We start from the raw sequence: 16,070 nt of genomic DNA on the forward strand, positions 1-16,070 counted from the left end.
AGTGTACCTTGAAGTGGACTCAATTGAAAGTAGTAAGTGTAGAATAATATTGACCCTGTAGGATATAAACACTATAATGTATTCAAAGAATTCAAATAAAGGTGGGTATTAACTAACAGTGACAGAATCTACACTCGAGCAATTGTGTACTATATATACGGACCTGTCAGCTGATGATATTCAACAATTAAAAAGTGTTGCTTCTACATTACAAATGTATGCGGATTTATCGGATGCTTATATGTTCATTGATTGTAAGATGAAAGACAATGAACAGGCAATTGTTGTAGCCGAGGCTTTTCCAAAGTCTATTAATGCTGTTTATGAAAATTCGGTTATTGGAAAGATAGTGTTTGATTCCTTTGAGCCGGGTGTGTTTTACAGTTATCGAAAAGGGAAGAAGTCACTAATTCGTCAGGCGGTAACACAAGAAGGAAGATCTGTGGAGCAAAGTGTAGTTCCTATTAAAAATAATATGCATCAAGTAATAGCTGTACTTATACAAGAGAAAGAAGTCTATCATGCCATGCCTTACATTAATAATCTTGAAGATCTTCCATTTGGACAGGAGTCAATCGGCTATGTCTTGGGGGATAAGAATAGTGAAATGCCGATAGTTTCGGACTTATTAATGGAAATTTTCCTGTTGACTGACCATGAAAATAAGTTGACTTATGCAAATCCAGTAGGTGTGAAATTCATAACAGAGATGAGTCATACGGAAGAAATACAAAATGTAAACTTAGTAGAGTTATTGCCTTTTCTTAAACCTGTATATGATCAACAAGATGACGTTTTTGTATCTGAATTAACATTAGACCGTAAGAATCTCGTTGTCAAAAAAATTCGATTGCGAAAAAAGGATGAAATGAGAGGGACCTTACTCGTTATCCAAGACTTAACTGAGCTCCGTACGAAAGAAAAAGAACTTATGATGAAATCCGTTGTTATTCAAGAAATTCACCATAGAGTGAAGAATAATCTTCAAACCGTGGCAAGCTTACTTAGGCTACAAATGAGGAAGGGGATTTCCGAAGAAAGTAAATCCTACTTTGAAGATACGCTAAACAGAGTATTTAGTATTTCCTCCGTTTACGAATTGATTTTGGCTAATGAAGATGCAGAAGATGATGATGTGGATATCATTGAGCTTACAAAAAAGGTTTGTTCAACAATGACAATAAATGGCCCCAATAAAAAAGTGGGCTTGATTATTAGGTCAAATGGCAATAGAATATTAACATCATCAAGGAAAGCGGTTTCAATTGCACTAATTGTTAATGAGCTCGTTCAAAACTCCTTGAAACACGCATTTCCTGGAGACACTCGCGGTGAGATTATTGTTAACTTTTATTCGAAGGCAGACTCTTTGGAGCTTCATATTTCCGACAACGGTGTTGGGATTAAACAAACGAAGTCATCACTTGGTTTAGAAATTGTACGTAATTTAGTTGTGAATGACTTGAATGGCGAATTTAGTTATATGCCGGAAGACATAGGAACACACGCAGCAATTATGTTTCCAGTAAGTCCGGAGGTTATTATTTATTATGAGAAAGAAAATATTGATAGCTGAAGATGAATCCTTAATTCGTATGGATATCAAGATGATGTTAGAAGACCATGGCTACGATGTTGTCGGTGAGGCAGGGGACGGTGATCGAGCGATTGAACTCGCATTTTTACATAAACCAGACCTGATTTTGATGGATATTAAAATGCCCAAGATTAACGGACTACAAGCCAGTCAAATTATTGCTAATCAGTTAGACTTACCGATTCTAATCATTACGGCTTATAGTCAAAAAGAATTTATCAAGAAAGCACAACAGGATAATATTGTAGGTTATTTGGTCAAACCTATTGCAGAATCAAATTTAATACCAGCAGTTGAAATCGCACTCCATCAGTCGGGTAAAGCAAAAAGACTGAAAGAGGATATTAAAAACGCGAAACAAGAAGTTGAAAAAAGAAAACTGATTGAACGGGCGAAGGGAATTCTAATGCAAATGGAACAAATAACGGAAGAAGAAGCATTTAAACGAATGAGAGATTCCAGTATGACCAGACAAATGACAATGGAGTCATTGGCTAAGGAAATTATTGCACAACAAAAGTGAATAACAACAAGCAAAGGCGCTTAAAGAGATTGTTCTTTAAGGGCCTTTTTGTATTTATTTGGGGAGGTGATTGCTAATTGACTACTAAATAAAGAACAAAATGATAACGTTTTTATTAAATTACTACATAATAGGGGGAATACTAATGGCGATGATAGGCACAGTAATTGTATATATTATTATGTTTTGTGCAGTTTTGGGGGCGTTTGCGGCAATTAAAAACCCGGAAGATGGGCTTGGTAAGGAATTTATGTCTGGTCTTCATGCGGTTGGTCATATCTTTGTACCGGCAGCTGGTATCATGGCATCCATACCTTATTTAACATGGTTTATCAGTAAGTTTATCGGACCTATTTTTGATGCTATTGGGGCGGATCCGGCAATTGCCGCGACGACAATCTTAGCATCGGATATGGGCGGGTATCAGTTAGCAAATGCATTGAAAACTTCCTATGAAGGCTGGGTAATGGCATTAATTGTAGGATACATGGCGGGGGCAACAATTGTATTCTCGATACCTATGGGACTTGCAATGCTTGATAAAAGAGATCATAAATACATGGCACTTGGCGTAATGTCTGGTGTTCTAACAATTCCGATCGGTGCATTTATTGCTTCTGTATTGGTCGTATTGTTTAATACTGAAATTCGTGATGTCATAAGCACAACATCCGATTCTACGTATGAATTTGTCATCAGTTATGGACAAATACTAATTAACCTATTACCGTTACTCATATTCGTACTTTTAATCGCGGCAGGGTTGAAGTTCTTCCCACGTGGCATGATTGCAGGGTTTATGATTTTTGGACGTGTAATGGATGCGGCTATCAAACTAGTGTTAGTCTTCTCGATCGTTGAAATATTCACGGGTTTATTCACAACTATTTTTGGCGCATGGGGCTTCGATCCAATTATGGCGGATGAAGCAGATCAATTCCGCGCACTTGAAACGGCTGGTTATATTGGTATCATGTTAGCAGGGGCATTCCCAATGGTTTACTTACTACGTAAATATGCAGCGAAACCATTGGAAGCAGGTGGACGTAGGATTGGACTATCTTCCACAGGGAGTGCTGGTATCCTAGCGACAATGGCTAATATTTTAGCGATGTTCTCGCTAGTTAGATACATGAGACCGAAAGATAAGGTCATTAACATCGCATTTGCAGTCTGTGCAGCATTCTTGCTAGGAGATCACTTGTCCTTTACGGCAAACTTCCAACCAAATATTATTTTGCCAGTAATTATTGGTAAATTAACAGCCGGTATTTGTGCAATTGGGATAGCGTACTGGTTATCTGTTCCAACAGCTCTGAAACTTGAAGAGAAAGACCGTGCAGATGGAACCATTCTTCCAGGCGAGTACTTAGAAGATGAAAAAGCCGAGAAGTAAGATTAAGCCTGATTGTACTAACCTTTTAACTATATAAGTTGAAATAAAGATTCCCTTCCAATTCGCTCCGGCGCTTAGGGGATGCCTACGCTAAGTTTTACATGTATAAATATTTTTGATATATATCTAGCAGAAAGGGGCAAATAAAGTGAGTGAAGAGAAAAAAAGGTTTATCCAAGAATTTGTACCCGGTAAGCAAATCACATTAAGTCATTTAATCGCTAATCCGAATCCTGATATGTTTCAAAAACTTGGTATTCAACAAGCAGGTGCGTTAGGAATTATGACATGCACACCAAGTGAAACAGTAATAATCGCGGGTGATTTGGCAACAAAAGCAGCGAATGTATCGATTGGTTTCTTAGATCGATTTACGGGAAGTCTTGTTATTGTAGGTAGTGTTTCAGAAGTCGATATGGCTATGAGTGAAATTAATCGATTTTTATCTGAAAGATTAGGATATACGCCAGCACTCATTACAAAGTCGTAAGGACGTGTTTGAGAAGATGAAAAACAGGGCGATGCTTATTGGTTCAATTGGCGCTGGAAAATCTACGTTAACGAATGCGTTATTAGGAAAAACAGTCGAGGCATTTAAAACACAGACATTGACCTATTACGATTGGATTGTAGATACACCTGGTGAATATACAGAGAATCCAATGTTTTATAAAAGCATTATGGCTACTGCTTTAGAAGTAACCCATGTGTTTTACTTGCAGGATGCGACAAACGGGAAAATGATTTTTCCGCCTGGATTTAGTATGGGGATTACGAAATTGCCGATTGGTGTGATTACCAAAAGTGATCATCCCAATGCAGACATAGCGCGGTCAATTGACATGATAAAGTCTGTTGTTTCGAGTGGGCCCATTGTCATTACTTCATCAGTTGAAGGAATTGGCATTGAGTACCTGAAAGAATTAGTGAAGTTAAATGATATGAATTCAATGAAAAACTTCGTAATCGCCGCTAAGGACGATAAGCTTTTATTCAACGACTACCTTTACACTTCACGTAATGTTTGATATATTAATACTATTAAAAGTTAATGAACACGGCAAAGGCGCCTTTACTACTCGGAGAGTTTTCTTCGGGTCTGTAGAGGCGCTTTTATTTTTTGTCTAGAGTCAGGCGCCTTGCGCTTTTATATCACTTAAATGAGGTGTGAGTATGGGTGGTTCCAATCGCGAACCGGAGACGATGATTAGTGCGGGGATTGACATTGGCACGAGCACAACAAAGCTAATTATTAGCCGATTTTCATTGATGAATGTAGCAGGTACCACTCATGTTCCCAAAATTGAAATTGTAGATAAAGAAGTTCTATACAAGAGTCCTATTTTCAGAACACCTTTAACCAATCCTTCGACGATAAATGTTGTGGAGATTGAAAAAATTGTTCGTTCAGAATATGCAAAGGCCGGTATCGTTGCTTCGCAAATTGCAACCGGTGCAGTCATTATTACCGGTGAAACGGCGACAAAGCAAAATGCGAGCGAGATGCTTCACTATTTGTCAGGTGAAGTTGGTGATTTCTTAGTAGCTACAGCAGGACCGGATTTAGAAGGAATTATAGCTGCTAAAGGTTCCGGAGCATATGACTATTCTAGTCGTAGCGGAAAAGTAATTGCCAATATCGATATAGGCGGAGGAACGGCGAACATTGCTGTTTACAAAGATAAGGTACTTCTTGGCACATGTACATTGCATATTGGAGGGCGACTCATAGAATTTCATGAGGGGAAAGTAAATTCTATTTCTCCGCCTGTACAAAAGCTTTTAACGGAGCAAAATATGTTATTACATGTGGGCGATAATCCAGAATCAAGGAATATAAAATTTGTAACCGATTTCATGGCGGAGTCGTTGGGAAGAATACTGAAAAATGATGTCCTAGAAAAGGATGAAGTGTTTTTGCTAGGACATCATCCCAACTGGCACGAAAAGATTGACACGCTTGTTTTTTCGGGTGGTATTTCTGAGTGCATGTACAATCATGAACCTGATAAGGGGCAGAAATCGAATTACGATGATATAGGTGTACAGTTGGCAAAAGCTCTTCAAAGGAATGAAGCATTGCAAAGCTATTCATGGTTGGAGCCTGTTGAAACAGTACGGGCAACAGTACTTGGAGCGGGCACGCAAACAACAGAAATTAGCGGTGCAACAATCCAGGTGGCATCGGATGAATTACCGCTTAAAAATATACCAGTTTACAATTATGCGTTTGGTGAGAATCTCCAAACAGGATTAGAAAACTTTGAAATAGCCGTTAAAAATGCAATCGATATATATGATGCGGCCAGAGAAGGACAGAACTTTGCATTATACATTTCCGAACTGCCTTATATGGGCTTTAGAGCTATTCAAAAGTTAGCGGCCGCGATTATTCAGGTGATGGAACAACGACCTGATCCCGATCAACCGATTGTTCTAATTTTACAAACTGATCATGCAAAAGTGTTAGGTCAAACTTTGATTGCTATGCAAGTCAGGCAAAGCGTTATATGTATCGATCAAATTACTGTCGAACATGGTGATTATATGGACATCGGAAGAGCACTTGAATCCGGAGTTGTCCCTGTCGTCGTCAAAACATTAACATTTCACTCATCGTGAAGGAGGGTGTCTACTTTTGATATTAAAAACAACTTTAGGCGGCATTAGTTATAATTTCGCCGATCTGAAAGAAGTAATGGCAAAAGCAAATGAAGAAAAGTCGGGAGATCGGCTGGCGGGTGTTGCAGCGGAAACTGTACAAGAACGAATTGCTGCAAAAACGGTCCTCAGTGAAATTTTATTAAGTGATATTCGTAACAATCCTTTAATACCAATCGAAACGGACGAAGTTTCCAGAATTATTGAAGGCGATATAAATGAACGGATTTATGCAGAATTAAAAAATTGGAGTGTCGCAGAATTACGGGAATACATTTTAAGTAATAAAGTGGGCGACCGTGAACTGAAACGTATTAGCAGGGGCTTAACTTCCGAAATGATTGCTGCTGTTGCGAAGTTAATGTCTAATCTTGATTTAGTACATGCGGCCAATAAAGTTGAAATATTAACAACATGTAATATTACGATTGGTCAAAAAGGAACGATTTCATCTCGGTTACAGCCAAATCATCCGACAGACAACGTGGATGGAATGATTGCATCTCTGAAAGATGGATTGTCATATGGAATTGGCGATGCAGTAATTGGGATTAACCCTGTTGACGACTCCGTTGAAAGTGTTAAACGGCTATTGCATGCGACAAAAGATTTCATGCAAGAATGGGAAATACCTACTCAAAACTGTGTGTTAGCTCATGTAAATACGCAGATGAAAGCAATTGAACAAGGTGCTCCCGCAGATATGATTTTCCAAAGTATTGCAGGAACTGAAGTAGCAAATCGCTCATTTGGTATTACTGCAGAACTGATTGCAGAAGCAAAAGATCTCGCTATGAAACAGGGAACGGGTTCAGGCCCACAAGTTATGTATTTTGAAACGGGTCAAGGGTCAGAGCTGTCGGCAGAAGCGCATCATGGAATTGATCAATTAACGCTAGAATCTAGAAATTACGGATTCGCAAGACATTTCGATCCGTTCATCGTAAATACGGTGGTCGGTTTTATCGGACCTGAGTACTTGTATAACAACAAACAAGTCATACGTGCTGGTCTCGAAGATCACTTCATGGGTAAAATGCACGGCATTCCGATGGGTGTGGACATCTGTTATACAAATCATATTAAAGCAGACCAAAATGACATTGAAGATTTAGGTGTCTTATTATCTGCAGCAGGTGTCAACTTCATCATCGCTACTCCTATGGGAGACGATGTAATGCTGAATTACCAATCGATGAGCTTCCACGATGTAGCAACGCTTTTACAAACGTTTGGTAAAACACCGGCGCCGGAATACTTAAAATGGCTTGAAAAAATGGGGATTTATGAAAATGGTCGTTTAAGTGCTCGAGCAGGCGACCCTACTATATTTACACGTTAGGAGATGACATCTGTGAATGAACAACTCATTGAAAAGATTACGAAGATGGTCGTTGAAAAACTCCAAACAAGTAACTTGAAAACAGATGATCGTGATAATGACAACAAACAGATGCCTGTTATGTTGTTTCAAGAGACTTTAGTAGGAAATCATTTTACAGAGGAAACAGTGCGTGCAACTCCTGATGGAAATGTGAAATTCTTCGATACGGCGCTAGAGGATAAAAAGCCGAAAAGCGTAAATCTGCAAGTAAGCAAAAGTAAGCCTGTAATAGAGGAATCAAATAAGGAAGCGTACTTAGCTGATCTTCGTAAGAAAACACCTGCACGGATTGTAGTGGGAAGAGCAGGTACTAGACCGAAAACAGCTACCTGGCTCCAATTCAGATTTGACCATGCAGCAGCTGTAGACGCTGTTTACGGTGAAGTTCCGCAAGAAATATTGGAACGATTGGGCTTCCTCCAATTGCATTCAAAAGTGTTGGACAAAGAAGAGTATATCCGACGACCTGATTTAGGAAGAAGATTATCGGATGACTCTAAAAAAATGGTTACGGAAAAATGCCAGCGCGCTCCAAGGGTACAAATTGTTGCTTCTAACGGACTAAGTGCCAAAGCACTTGAAGTGAATTTAGAAGATGTCTACTTATCATTGGAGCAGTCGTTAAACAATTTAAATATTGAGATGGGTACCACTATTTATGTTGATAAAGGCAGAGTTGCTTTAATGGATGAAATAGGTGAAATCCTGCAGCCTGATGTCGTCATCATTTTAATTGGGGAGCGTCCAGGACTTGTCTCGGCAGAATCATTAAGCGCCTATATTTGTTACAAACCCCGCATTGGAACGATTGAAGCGGAACGCATGGTCGTTTCAAATATTCACAAAGGTGGAATTCCACCGGTGGAAGCAGGAGCCTATCTTGGAACTGTTATCCAAAAGATATTGAAGTATGAAGCAAGTGGCGTTTCACTTGTTAAGAAGGAAGGATAGGAGGTGTGTAGATGTCATGAAGAAAATTCATGCAGAAGTGTTGTCTATGCAAGTTATTCCTAATGTAGATGCTGGGCTAGCTACGAAGTTTAATTTAAAGCCTTACCAACGGAGTTTGGGGTTATTTACAACAACGATTGATGACGTGGGTTATACGGCTGCCGATCAGGCAACGAAAGATTCGGACGTCGAAGTGGTCTATGCAAAAAGTTTTTACGCAGGATCGGCACATGCATCGGGTCCTCTTTCAGGAGAATTCATCGGCATCATAGCAGGTTCATCTCCGGATGAAGTGAAAAGCGGCCTTGATTCGATTCGTACCACAATCGAAAATACGGCTTACTTTGAAGCCATCAACGATGATGAAAATCATGCGTTATATGCGCATACAATTTCAAGCTGTGGAAGTTATTTGGCAGAGGTTGCTGGGATTTCACCCGGCCAATCGCTTGCTTACTTAATCGCTCCGCCAATCGAAGCAATTGTAGGACTGGATGCGGCGTTAAAGTCGGCAGACGTTAGTATGTGTGAATTTTTCGCTCCGCCTTCTGAAACGAACTTTGGTGGAGGGTTACTAACCGGCAGTCAATCTTCTTGCCAAGCAGCGGCGGATGCGTTTAGAGAAGCCATTTTGAATATGGCGAAGAGGCCTTTAGAATATTAGGAAAGGAGAGAGTGCAGTGGTAATAGCAATAGATGCTGATTTATTAGCTCTCCAGGAAATGCGTACAGCAGTGCAAATCGCTAAGGAAGCACAATTAGCTTATATGAGTTTTACACAAGAGCAAGTGGATCGTATCGTTAAGGCGGTTGCTGATGCGGCGTACGAACAGTCTGCAAGACTAGGTAAGATGGCAGTAGAAGAAACAGGAATGGGAGTAGCCGCTCATAAAACCATTAAAAATGAAGTTGGTTCAAGAGATGTTTACGAAAGTATTAAAGATTTAAAAACAGTCGGTGTAGTCGGTGAGGATAAAGTTAAAAAGGTTGTTGAGATAGCTGCTCCTTTTGGAGTGGTGGCAGCAATCATTCCAACAACAAATCCAACGTCAACCGCGTTTTTTAAAACATTAATTGCTTTGAAAACGAGAAACTCAATTGTCGTAAGCCCCCATCCCTATGCAATTCAATGTACAAACGAAGCGTTAAAGGTTTGTGACGAAGCGGCTGTGGCGGCGGGAGCACCAAAAGGGTTGATCCAGTGCTTAACGATGGCTTCGATGGATGCGACACAACAATTGATGAAGCATCCCGATGTGAACTTAATTCTTGCAACGGGTGGCAGTGCATTGGTAAAAGCGGCATACAGTTCAGGGAAACCTGCATATGGAGTCGGTCCCGGCAACGTTCCCGTTTATATTGAACGTTCTGCCAAAATCGAAAAAGCTGTTAAAGATATCATCGACAGTAAATCGTTCGACTATGGAACAATCTGTGCAACAGAGCAAGCAATAGTGGTAGACCGCAACATTTTAGAGCTAGTTAACCGCGAATTAAAGAAAAACGGTGCGTATATTTTATCAGATGAAGAAAAGCGCATCATGGAAAAAGTAGTTTCACCTGTTCCGGGAAAAGTGAATCCTAAAATTGTTGGGAAAAGCCCACAAGTCATTGCGAAATTGGCAGGCATTACACTACCCGAAGGGACACGTGTCATCGTTGGGATGGAAACAAAAGTAGGAAAAGAAATTCCTTTCTCACTTGAAAAGTTATCCCCTGTTTTCGCAATGTATGTAGCATCTGATCTGAATCATGCAAAAGAACTTTGTTTATCATTATTAAACCTAGGCGGCCGTGGGCATTCGCTGTCCATTCATACAGAAACAGACGCTATCGCACGTGAATTTGCGATGGATATGCCTGTCTCACGTATTTTAGTAAACACGATGTCATCCGTTGGAGCGGTTGGGGGCACAACAGGTTTAATGCCTTCGATGACATTAGGTTGTGGGACATTCGGGGGAAATATTACATCCGACAATGTAACAGCTAAGCATTTGTTAAACATTAAACGAATGGCTTATGGCATTAAAGAAGTACAGCTTCCGAAAAATACAGCTGATTCAAGTGAAGACGTAACAGAACAAGTAGTCTCACAAGTATTGAAATCTATGAGTTCAAGTGACAATGTCAATCCTGAAATGGTAAAAGACTTAGTCAACGAAATCGTGAAACAATTATCTAAATAAGAATACTTCAATACCTCTGCAAACTAGCGAAGGCGCCTTAAAAGAGGCATCCCCAAGCGCTGCAGCAGATTCAATGAAATGCTTCATTTCAACACACCAAACTAAAAATTACTAGGAGGAAACAGACATGAATAGAGAAGGTACAGCATTAGGAATGGTAGAAACTAAAGGATTAATCGGTGCAATCGAAGCAGCAGACGCAATGGTGAAAGCAGCAAGCGTACATCTAGTTGGTAAAGTACACGTAGGTGGCGGAATTGTAACTGTTTTAGTACGTGGAGATGTAGGTGCAGTTAAAGCGGCGACAGATGCAGGAGCTGCAGCGGCACAACGTGTAGGCGAATTGCTATCTGTTCATGTAATTCCAAGACCGCATGATGAGCTTGAAATGCTATTACCTAAATCAGATAACTAATACTCGCATGTTTTTAACAGGAAGGCGGTAACGACATGGATCAGCAATTGATTGAAAAAATTGTGGGGGAAGTACTTGGCCAATTAACAAAAGCAGAAATTGAACCAAAACAAGCACCTGTACTTCCTCCAAATACAATACCAATCGCTGTTTCTGCTCGTCACGTCCATTTGTCGCAAGAACATGTTGAGATACTATTTGGTAAAGGGTATGAATTAACGAAGAAAGCTGATTTATCCCAACCAAATCAATTTGCAGCGAATGAGACAGTAGTCATTGCAGGTCCAAGAGGGAGCATTGAACGTGTTCGTGTACTTGGTCCTGCGCGCTCGTTGACGCAAGCAGAAGTCAGTTGGACAGATGCTATGAAGCTTGGCGTTAAGCCGCCACTTCGTGAATCAGGTAATATTGCAGGTTCAGGAGCATTTACGTTAATCGGGACAAAAGCAAGTCTATATCTCGATGAAGGGTTAATCATTGCCCAAGCTCATATTCATATGCAGCCCGAGGACGCAATGCAATTGGGCGTACAAAATGGCGAGTATGTAACGGTAGAAGTAGCTGGAATACGACCGATTGCTTATCGTAACGTGAAGATTAGAGTTTCTGAGCGGTATCGTTTAGAAATGCATATCGATACAGATGAAGCAAACGCAGGTTTAATCACGCAGGGTACGGTTGGGCATGTCATTCGTTCTGGTGAAGCTCGTTCAAGCGTACTAGTCGACAATAAAACGTCAGAGATTATTGTTGAAAAACAGCATGATTTTAAAAAGAAGTTGCTGTCAAATGATGATGTCAGAGAAATTACGGCAACTGAGATTATCGTTGAAAAAGGAACAATCGTCACAGCACTTGCGCGTGATACAGCAAGAGATTTAGGTAAATCTATTTCCGTTAGAAAATAGAAAAAGGTGATAGTCATGCGTTTAGGAAAAGTGATTGGAAACGTTTGGGCAACACGCAAAGAAGAAGGATTACAAGGTGTGAAATTACTGATCATCCAACCTGAAGATGCGTATGGTAACCCGGTGAGAACACATTTTGTAGCCGCAGATCGACTTGGCGCCGGAATTGGTGATCAAGTCATTGTAACAAGTGGCGGTTCATCGCGTTTTATAGATAAAGATAACCCCATTCCAATTGATGCGGTTGTGATTGGAATAATCGATTCAACAGAAGTGAAGAGAGGTGAAATCGATGAGTCAAGCAATCGGAATGATTGAAACAAAAGGATTAGTCGGTTCCATGGAAGCGGCAGATGCAATGATTAAAGCGGCTAATGTTAGATTGATAAAACAAGAATTTATTGACGGCGGAATCGTGACGGTTATTGTTCAAGGTGATGTTGGCGCTGTGCAAGCAGCTGTCGACGCCGGCCGTGAAGCTGCGAAGCGTGTAGGTGAACTTTTAGGAGCTCATGTTATTCCGCGTCCAGACGAATCTGTTTATAAAATGGTTAAACCCCTTGACTATAATGAGTTTGAACAACAGAAAAAACAAGTGAAACTTACACCTGCACCTACTACTAAAGAGCAGGTAACAAAAAAGACTGATAGTTAATGGTTATGGAAGGGTGAGCATATTTGGCTTTTCGGAGAAATAAAATCGCCGTAATTGGTGCGGGTTATACCGGTGCCACAGTAGCTTTAATGCTAGCGCAAAAAGAGTTGGGTGATATTGTATTGCTCGATATCCCTGAACAAGAAAACCCTGTAAAAGGGAAAGCGCTTGATATACTACAAACAGGTCCTGTTCAAGGTTTCAATGCAAAAGTAATGGGGACTTCCAATTACGAGCATATTCAAGACGCGGATATGGTCATCATTACTGCAGGTATTGCAAGAAAACCTGGTATGAGTAGAGATGATCTTGTCAATACGAATGCAAAAATTATGCGTGCTGTATCGGAGCAAGTGAAAAAATACGCACCCGAAAGCACTGTTTTAATTTTAAGTAATCCTGTAGATGCGATGACATATGTCTGTTATAAAACGACGGGATTCCCTAAAAATAGAGTCATTGGTCAATCGGGTGTGCTTGATACAGCCCGCTTTAATACGTTTGTCGCTGAAGAGTTGAATATTTCAGTGGAGGATATTTCCGGGTTTGTTTTAGGGGGGCACGGGGATGATATGGTTCCTCTTGTTAGGTATTCCTACGCAGGTGGGATACCCCTTGAGAAAATCATTCCTCAAGATCGCATGGATCAAATCGTAGAGCGAACGAGAAAAGGCGGCGGTGAAATTGTTTCCTTACTTGGAAACGGAAGTGCATACTATGCGCCAGCTGCTTCACTTGTCGAAATGGCCGAATCGATTATTCGTGATAAGAAAAGGATTTTACCGTCAATTGCTTATCTAGAAGGAGAGTACGGCTATACTGATTTATATTTAGGTGTCCCGGCTGTGATTGGCGGGAACGGTATAGAGAGCATTATTGAGCTTCCGTTAACGATTGAAGAGAAGGCCGCGCTAGACAAGTCGGTTGAATCAGTTCGTTCCGTACTTGAGATATGTAATAAATAATCAAGGGCATTCCGGTTATTCGGAATGCTTTTTTTGATGCCTTGGAAAATTAAGATATCGGGATAGGCGGTGATAAATCCATTCGAGTCGGTGATAAAGTGCTTCAAGGCGGTGATAACCAAGTTCATGGCGGTGATAAAACCAGCAATTCAACTAGGCGATGGGAAGCTACAACTAATGGAAAGGCGAGCATAGCATGCCATGTGCTGGTCAAAAAAAGATAATAAATTGAATACTCTTTTTAATGATGGTTTCTGTGATTAGAATATGGTACGATTTCCTTAAGCAGACGTCAAAAACTAGCAAGGAGGTTGAGGAAATTCATCAGTAAACGAAGAAAGGAACCATTGCTACTTGAGGGGTTAAACGCGGCTATCGAGCGTATAGCGCCAGAACAAGGAACGATTCTTCCTCTATTGAAGGCTAGATACGCATCAGTAAAAGCTGGGTTCGGCGGAGAACAGCAACTAGACAGGATATTTGAAAGCTATTCTTTTCCGATGAAACACCAAGTCCTGTATGATTTATCTCTTACATCGAGTACTCATTTTCAAATGGATACATTATTCATCACACCGTCGTATGCAATAATTTTTGAAGTAAAGAACATTGCTGGAAAACTTAAAGTAATTAATAATCCACCACAATTAATCCGTACACTGGACAACGGGGAAGTGAAGGGTTTCAACAGCCCTATTACCCAAGTGCAGAGTAATTGTGAGCTACTGCGGGACTGGTTTCAAGCACGCGATGTCTATTTACCGATTTACGGTGCAATCGTTTTGGCTTATTCAACACAACGTATTGAACTATTTGACACGGAAATTCCATTCCTATTCCCAAAGGCAGTTCCCACTTACATTCGCAGTCTTTCCACAGATACCCCACTGTTGGACGATGCAAGCTTCAAAAGGCTAGGGCATGAACTTGTTGCCAGCCATCGCGAATTTATTCCACCCCCAATCAGCTTCACCTACCCTGATATTCAGAACAAAATTATAACAGGCGTTGCATGCCCATCATGCGGTCTTTTTGGAATGGAAAAATATATGAAAGGTTGGCATTGTACAGCATGTGATGGGACAAGTCCAGATGCCCATAAAAAAGCAATCCGTGATTGGTTTCTTTTATTCGGAGGGGCAATGAAAAACAAAGACTGCCGTGAATTTTTACACATTGATCGCCAACAAACAGCAAATCGGATTTTAAACAGCATGGATTTACAAACGGAAGGGGCGAATCGAAATCGAAGTTACTCGATGAATCTCAGATTGAAATGTGAAAAGCGCACCTAATTCAAGTGCGCTTTTTCATTTTGAGTTATTTTGGCCATGACGGTGATAAACTGGTTCGAGTCGGTGATAAAGTGTCCCATGGCGGTGATAATCTCGTTGGAGTCGGTGATAAATCCACCCATGTCGGTGATAACCCTAATATCAACCGTTAAAGTGGTCACAATTCGTACGCCCATTCCTCTTTCAAGATCAAGTATAGGACAAGCAAAGTGTTTTCTAAATCAAGGTGGCTTTTTCCTGCTATTTCTAATCCTAATTTAGGAAATAATAATCCGGCCATTTGTAGGGTAAGTTCAGATCTTTCGTTTGTTGGCAACTGCATAAGACGATTACTATAGGTGTTAATGAGGTTCCAATCTTTCTGGCTGAGTGATTGTAAAGCCCACTCATCAATGGTGAAATCGTCTTTCGTTAGGCCTTTTTCTATGATTTCTTTTTCAATCGGTGAAAGCTTCTTCTTTCGTTTCGCTTTTCTCTCATGAACGACGATTGTACCAGCCACAAGGTCACCAATTCTTTTATGTGTTGGATGGAAGTAAATCATTATGATGCCCAGAAAGTAACCTGCCGGTAAATTATCAACAATCCGAAGAAAGTTACGAATAAAACTAGATAAGAGTGTCAGACTATGGCCATTTTCCTGAATGGCTCGAATCCCGACGATTCGCTTTCCAATTGTTCTCCCGCCTGAAAAGTATTCGAGAGCGATAAAATACCCTGAGTTAATAATAAAGAGGCCAACGATTGTAAGTCCTAATAGAAGGGAGTCTGTACCTGCATAAGCCAATAGGTCCATCTCGCCAGTAAAAAGGATAATAAGAGAAATAATGATTAACGCATTCACGACGAGTAGAATAAGTTGGTCGATTATAAACCCTGTGGCTCTACTACCAAGACCCGCAAGCTGAAATTGAAGAGATACGAATTCCGGCGTTTTAATTCCTACTTGCTCTTGTTTCACAATGATTTCCTCATTTCTGGTGGAGTTTTCATTTTATTACAAGTTGTTCAAGTTCATCTGCTATACTTGTATTTATATACATTTGTTACTAACTATATATGTTGATATAAAGAATCCCCTCAACAACGCTCGGCTACCCCTATGAGGCGCATACGCTGGAGATTATATAG

General features: G+C 40.4%; 18 protein-coding genes. 16 read left to right on the forward strand and 2 right to left on the reverse strand.

Annotation, left to right across the window (positions count from 1 at the left end):
• Window positions 1-118 precede the first annotated feature (118 nt).
• From MKZ26_RS16265 to MKZ26_RS16340, 16 genes are all read left to right on the forward strand, one after another.
• Window positions 119-1,576 (forward strand): sensor histidine kinase, encoded by a 1,458-nt coding sequence (locus MKZ26_RS16265; RefSeq protein ID WP_340766798.1) that lies wholly within the window; start codon window positions 119-121, stop codon window positions 1,574-1,576.
• Window positions 1,551-2,120, forward strand: a complete 570-nt coding sequence (locus MKZ26_RS16270) for an ANTAR domain-containing response regulator (RefSeq protein ID WP_067213538.1) — start codon at window positions 1,551-1,553, stop codon at window positions 2,118-2,120. The genes MKZ26_RS16265 and MKZ26_RS16270 overlap by 26 nt, the downstream gene beginning before the upstream one ends.
• 145 nt (window positions 2,121-2,265) lie before the next feature.
• Window positions 2,266-3,516, forward strand: a complete 1,251-nt coding sequence (eutH, locus tag MKZ26_RS16275) for an ethanolamine utilization protein EutH (protein ID WP_067213537.1) — start codon at window positions 2,266-2,268, stop codon at window positions 3,514-3,516.
• Between the two features lie 148 nt (window positions 3,517-3,664).
• A complete protein-coding gene (gene eutS / locus MKZ26_RS16280) occupies window positions 3,665-4,006 on the forward strand; it encodes an ethanolamine utilization microcompartment protein EutS (protein WP_067213536.1) in 342 nt (113 codons plus the stop codon).
• Window positions 4,007-4,022: 16 nt separating this feature from the next.
• Window positions 4,023-4,544 carry a EutP/PduV family microcompartment system protein gene (locus MKZ26_RS16285; protein WP_340766800.1) on the forward strand — a complete coding sequence of 174 codons (522 nt, stop codon included), beginning with the start codon at window positions 4,023-4,025 and terminating at the stop codon, window positions 4,542-4,544.
• A gap of 145 nt (window positions 4,545-4,689) precedes the next feature.
• On the forward strand, window positions 4,690-6,138 hold the full coding sequence (locus MKZ26_RS16290) for an ethanolamine ammonia-lyase reactivating factor EutA (protein WP_340766801.1): 1,449 nt from the start codon (window positions 4,690-4,692) through the stop codon (window positions 6,136-6,138).
• Window positions 6,139-6,154: 16 nt separating this feature from the next.
• Window positions 6,155-7,519, forward strand: a complete 1,365-nt coding sequence (locus MKZ26_RS16295; protein ID WP_067213533.1) for an ethanolamine ammonia-lyase subunit EutB — start codon at window positions 6,155-6,157, stop codon at window positions 7,517-7,519.
• Between the two features lie 12 nt (window positions 7,520-7,531).
• The gene (eutC, locus tag MKZ26_RS16300; protein WP_340766802.1) at window positions 7,532-8,512 is read left to right on the forward strand and encodes an ethanolamine ammonia-lyase subunit EutC; all 981 of its coding nucleotides are present in this window, start codon (window positions 7,532-7,534) and stop codon (window positions 8,510-8,512) included.
• A gap of 16 nt (window positions 8,513-8,528) precedes the next feature.
• Window positions 8,529-9,176, forward strand: a complete 648-nt coding sequence (gene eutL / locus MKZ26_RS16305; protein ID WP_340766803.1) for an ethanolamine utilization microcompartment protein EutL — start codon at window positions 8,529-8,531, stop codon at window positions 9,174-9,176.
• Between the two features lie 58 nt (window positions 9,177-9,234).
• The gene (locus MKZ26_RS16310; RefSeq protein WP_445683463.1) at window positions 9,235-10,701 is read left to right on the forward strand and encodes an aldehyde dehydrogenase family protein; all 1,467 of its coding nucleotides are present in this window, start codon (window positions 9,235-9,237) and stop codon (window positions 10,699-10,701) included.
• A gap of 127 nt (window positions 10,702-10,828) precedes the next feature.
• Window positions 10,829-11,116, forward strand: coding sequence for a BMC domain-containing protein (locus MKZ26_RS16315; protein WP_067213529.1), 288 nt, complete (start codon window positions 10,829-10,831; stop codon window positions 11,114-11,116).
• A 35-nt stretch (window positions 11,117-11,151) separates the two neighbouring features.
• The gene (pduL, locus tag MKZ26_RS16320; protein WP_340766805.1) at window positions 11,152-12,024 is read left to right on the forward strand and encodes a phosphate propanoyltransferase; all 873 of its coding nucleotides are present in this window, start codon (window positions 11,152-11,154) and stop codon (window positions 12,022-12,024) included.
• Window positions 12,025-12,039: 15 nt separating this feature from the next.
• Window positions 12,040-12,342, forward strand: coding sequence for a EutN/CcmL family microcompartment protein (locus MKZ26_RS16325; RefSeq protein WP_067213527.1), 303 nt, complete (start codon window positions 12,040-12,042; stop codon window positions 12,340-12,342).
• Window positions 12,317-12,679 (forward strand): BMC domain-containing protein, encoded by a 363-nt coding sequence (locus MKZ26_RS16330; protein WP_067213526.1) that lies wholly within the window; start codon window positions 12,317-12,319, stop codon window positions 12,677-12,679. Before MKZ26_RS16325 ends, MKZ26_RS16330 begins: the two co-directional genes overlap by 26 nt.
• A gap of 23 nt (window positions 12,680-12,702) precedes the next feature.
• The gene (mdh, locus tag MKZ26_RS16335) at window positions 12,703-13,644 is read left to right on the forward strand and encodes a malate dehydrogenase (RefSeq protein ID WP_340766806.1); all 942 of its coding nucleotides are present in this window, start codon (window positions 12,703-12,705) and stop codon (window positions 13,642-13,644) included.
• Between the two features lie 311 nt (window positions 13,645-13,955).
• Complete coding sequence (locus MKZ26_RS16340) at window positions 13,956-14,939, forward strand: nuclease-related domain-containing protein (RefSeq protein ID WP_340766807.1); 984 nt, start codon at window positions 13,956-13,958, stop codon at window positions 14,937-14,939.
• Here MKZ26_RS16340 and MKZ26_RS16345 read toward each other — a convergent pair.
• Both MKZ26_RS16345 and MKZ26_RS16350 read right to left on the reverse strand, forming a co-directional pair.
• Window positions 14,936-15,115: a hypothetical protein gene (locus tag MKZ26_RS16345; RefSeq protein WP_340766808.1), complete on the reverse strand. Its 180-nt coding sequence runs from the start codon at window positions 15,113-15,115 to the stop codon at window positions 14,936-14,938. The genes MKZ26_RS16340 and MKZ26_RS16345 overlap by 4 nt on opposite strands.
• The gene (locus MKZ26_RS16350) at window positions 15,097-15,900 is read right to left on the reverse strand and encodes an RDD family protein (protein ID WP_067213522.1); all 804 of its coding nucleotides are present in this window, start codon (window positions 15,898-15,900) and stop codon (window positions 15,097-15,099) included. The genes MKZ26_RS16345 and MKZ26_RS16350 overlap by 19 nt, the downstream gene beginning before the upstream one ends.
• Window positions 15,901-16,070: the final 170 nt, after the last annotated feature.

Source organism: Sporosarcina sp. FSL K6-6792, assembly GCF_038004885.1.
In the GTDB taxonomy this organism is placed as follows: Bacteria; Bacillota; Bacilli; order Bacillales_A; family Planococcaceae; genus Sporosarcina; species Sporosarcina psychrophila.

Coding starts and splice junctions, on each gene's coding strand:
- MKZ26_RS16315 (WP_067213529.1), top strand. CDS start 10,829: ATGAATAGAGAAGGTACAGCATTAGGAATGGTAGAAACTAAAGGATTA.
- MKZ26_RS16290 (WP_340766801.1), top strand. CDS start 4,690: ATGGGTGGTTCCAATCGCGAACCGGAGACGATGATTAGTGCGGGGATT.
- eutH (WP_067213537.1), top strand. CDS start 2,266: ATGGCGATGATAGGCACAGTAATTGTATATATTATTATGTTTTGTGCA.
- MKZ26_RS16345 (WP_340766808.1), bottom strand. CDS start 15,115: ATGGGCGTACGAATTGTGACCACTTTAACGGTTGATATTAGGGTTATC.
- pduL (WP_340766805.1), top strand. CDS start 11,152: ATGGATCAGCAATTGATTGAAAAAATTGTGGGGGAAGTACTTGGCCAA.
- MKZ26_RS16330 (WP_067213526.1), top strand. CDS start 12,317: ATGAGTCAAGCAATCGGAATGATTGAAACAAAAGGATTAGTCGGTTCC.
- MKZ26_RS16270 (WP_067213538.1), top strand. CDS start 1,551: ATGAGAAAGAAAATATTGATAGCTGAAGATGAATCCTTAATTCGTATG.
- MKZ26_RS16285 (WP_340766800.1), top strand. CDS start 4,023: ATGAAAAACAGGGCGATGCTTATTGGTTCAATTGGCGCTGGAAAATCT.
- eutL (WP_340766803.1), top strand. CDS start 8,529: ATGAAGAAAATTCATGCAGAAGTGTTGTCTATGCAAGTTATTCCTAAT.
- MKZ26_RS16310 (WP_445683463.1), top strand. CDS start 9,235: ATGCGTACAGCAGTGCAAATCGCTAAGGAAGCACAATTAGCTTATATG.
- MKZ26_RS16325 (WP_067213527.1), top strand. CDS start 12,040: ATGCGTTTAGGAAAAGTGATTGGAAACGTTTGGGCAACACGCAAAGAA.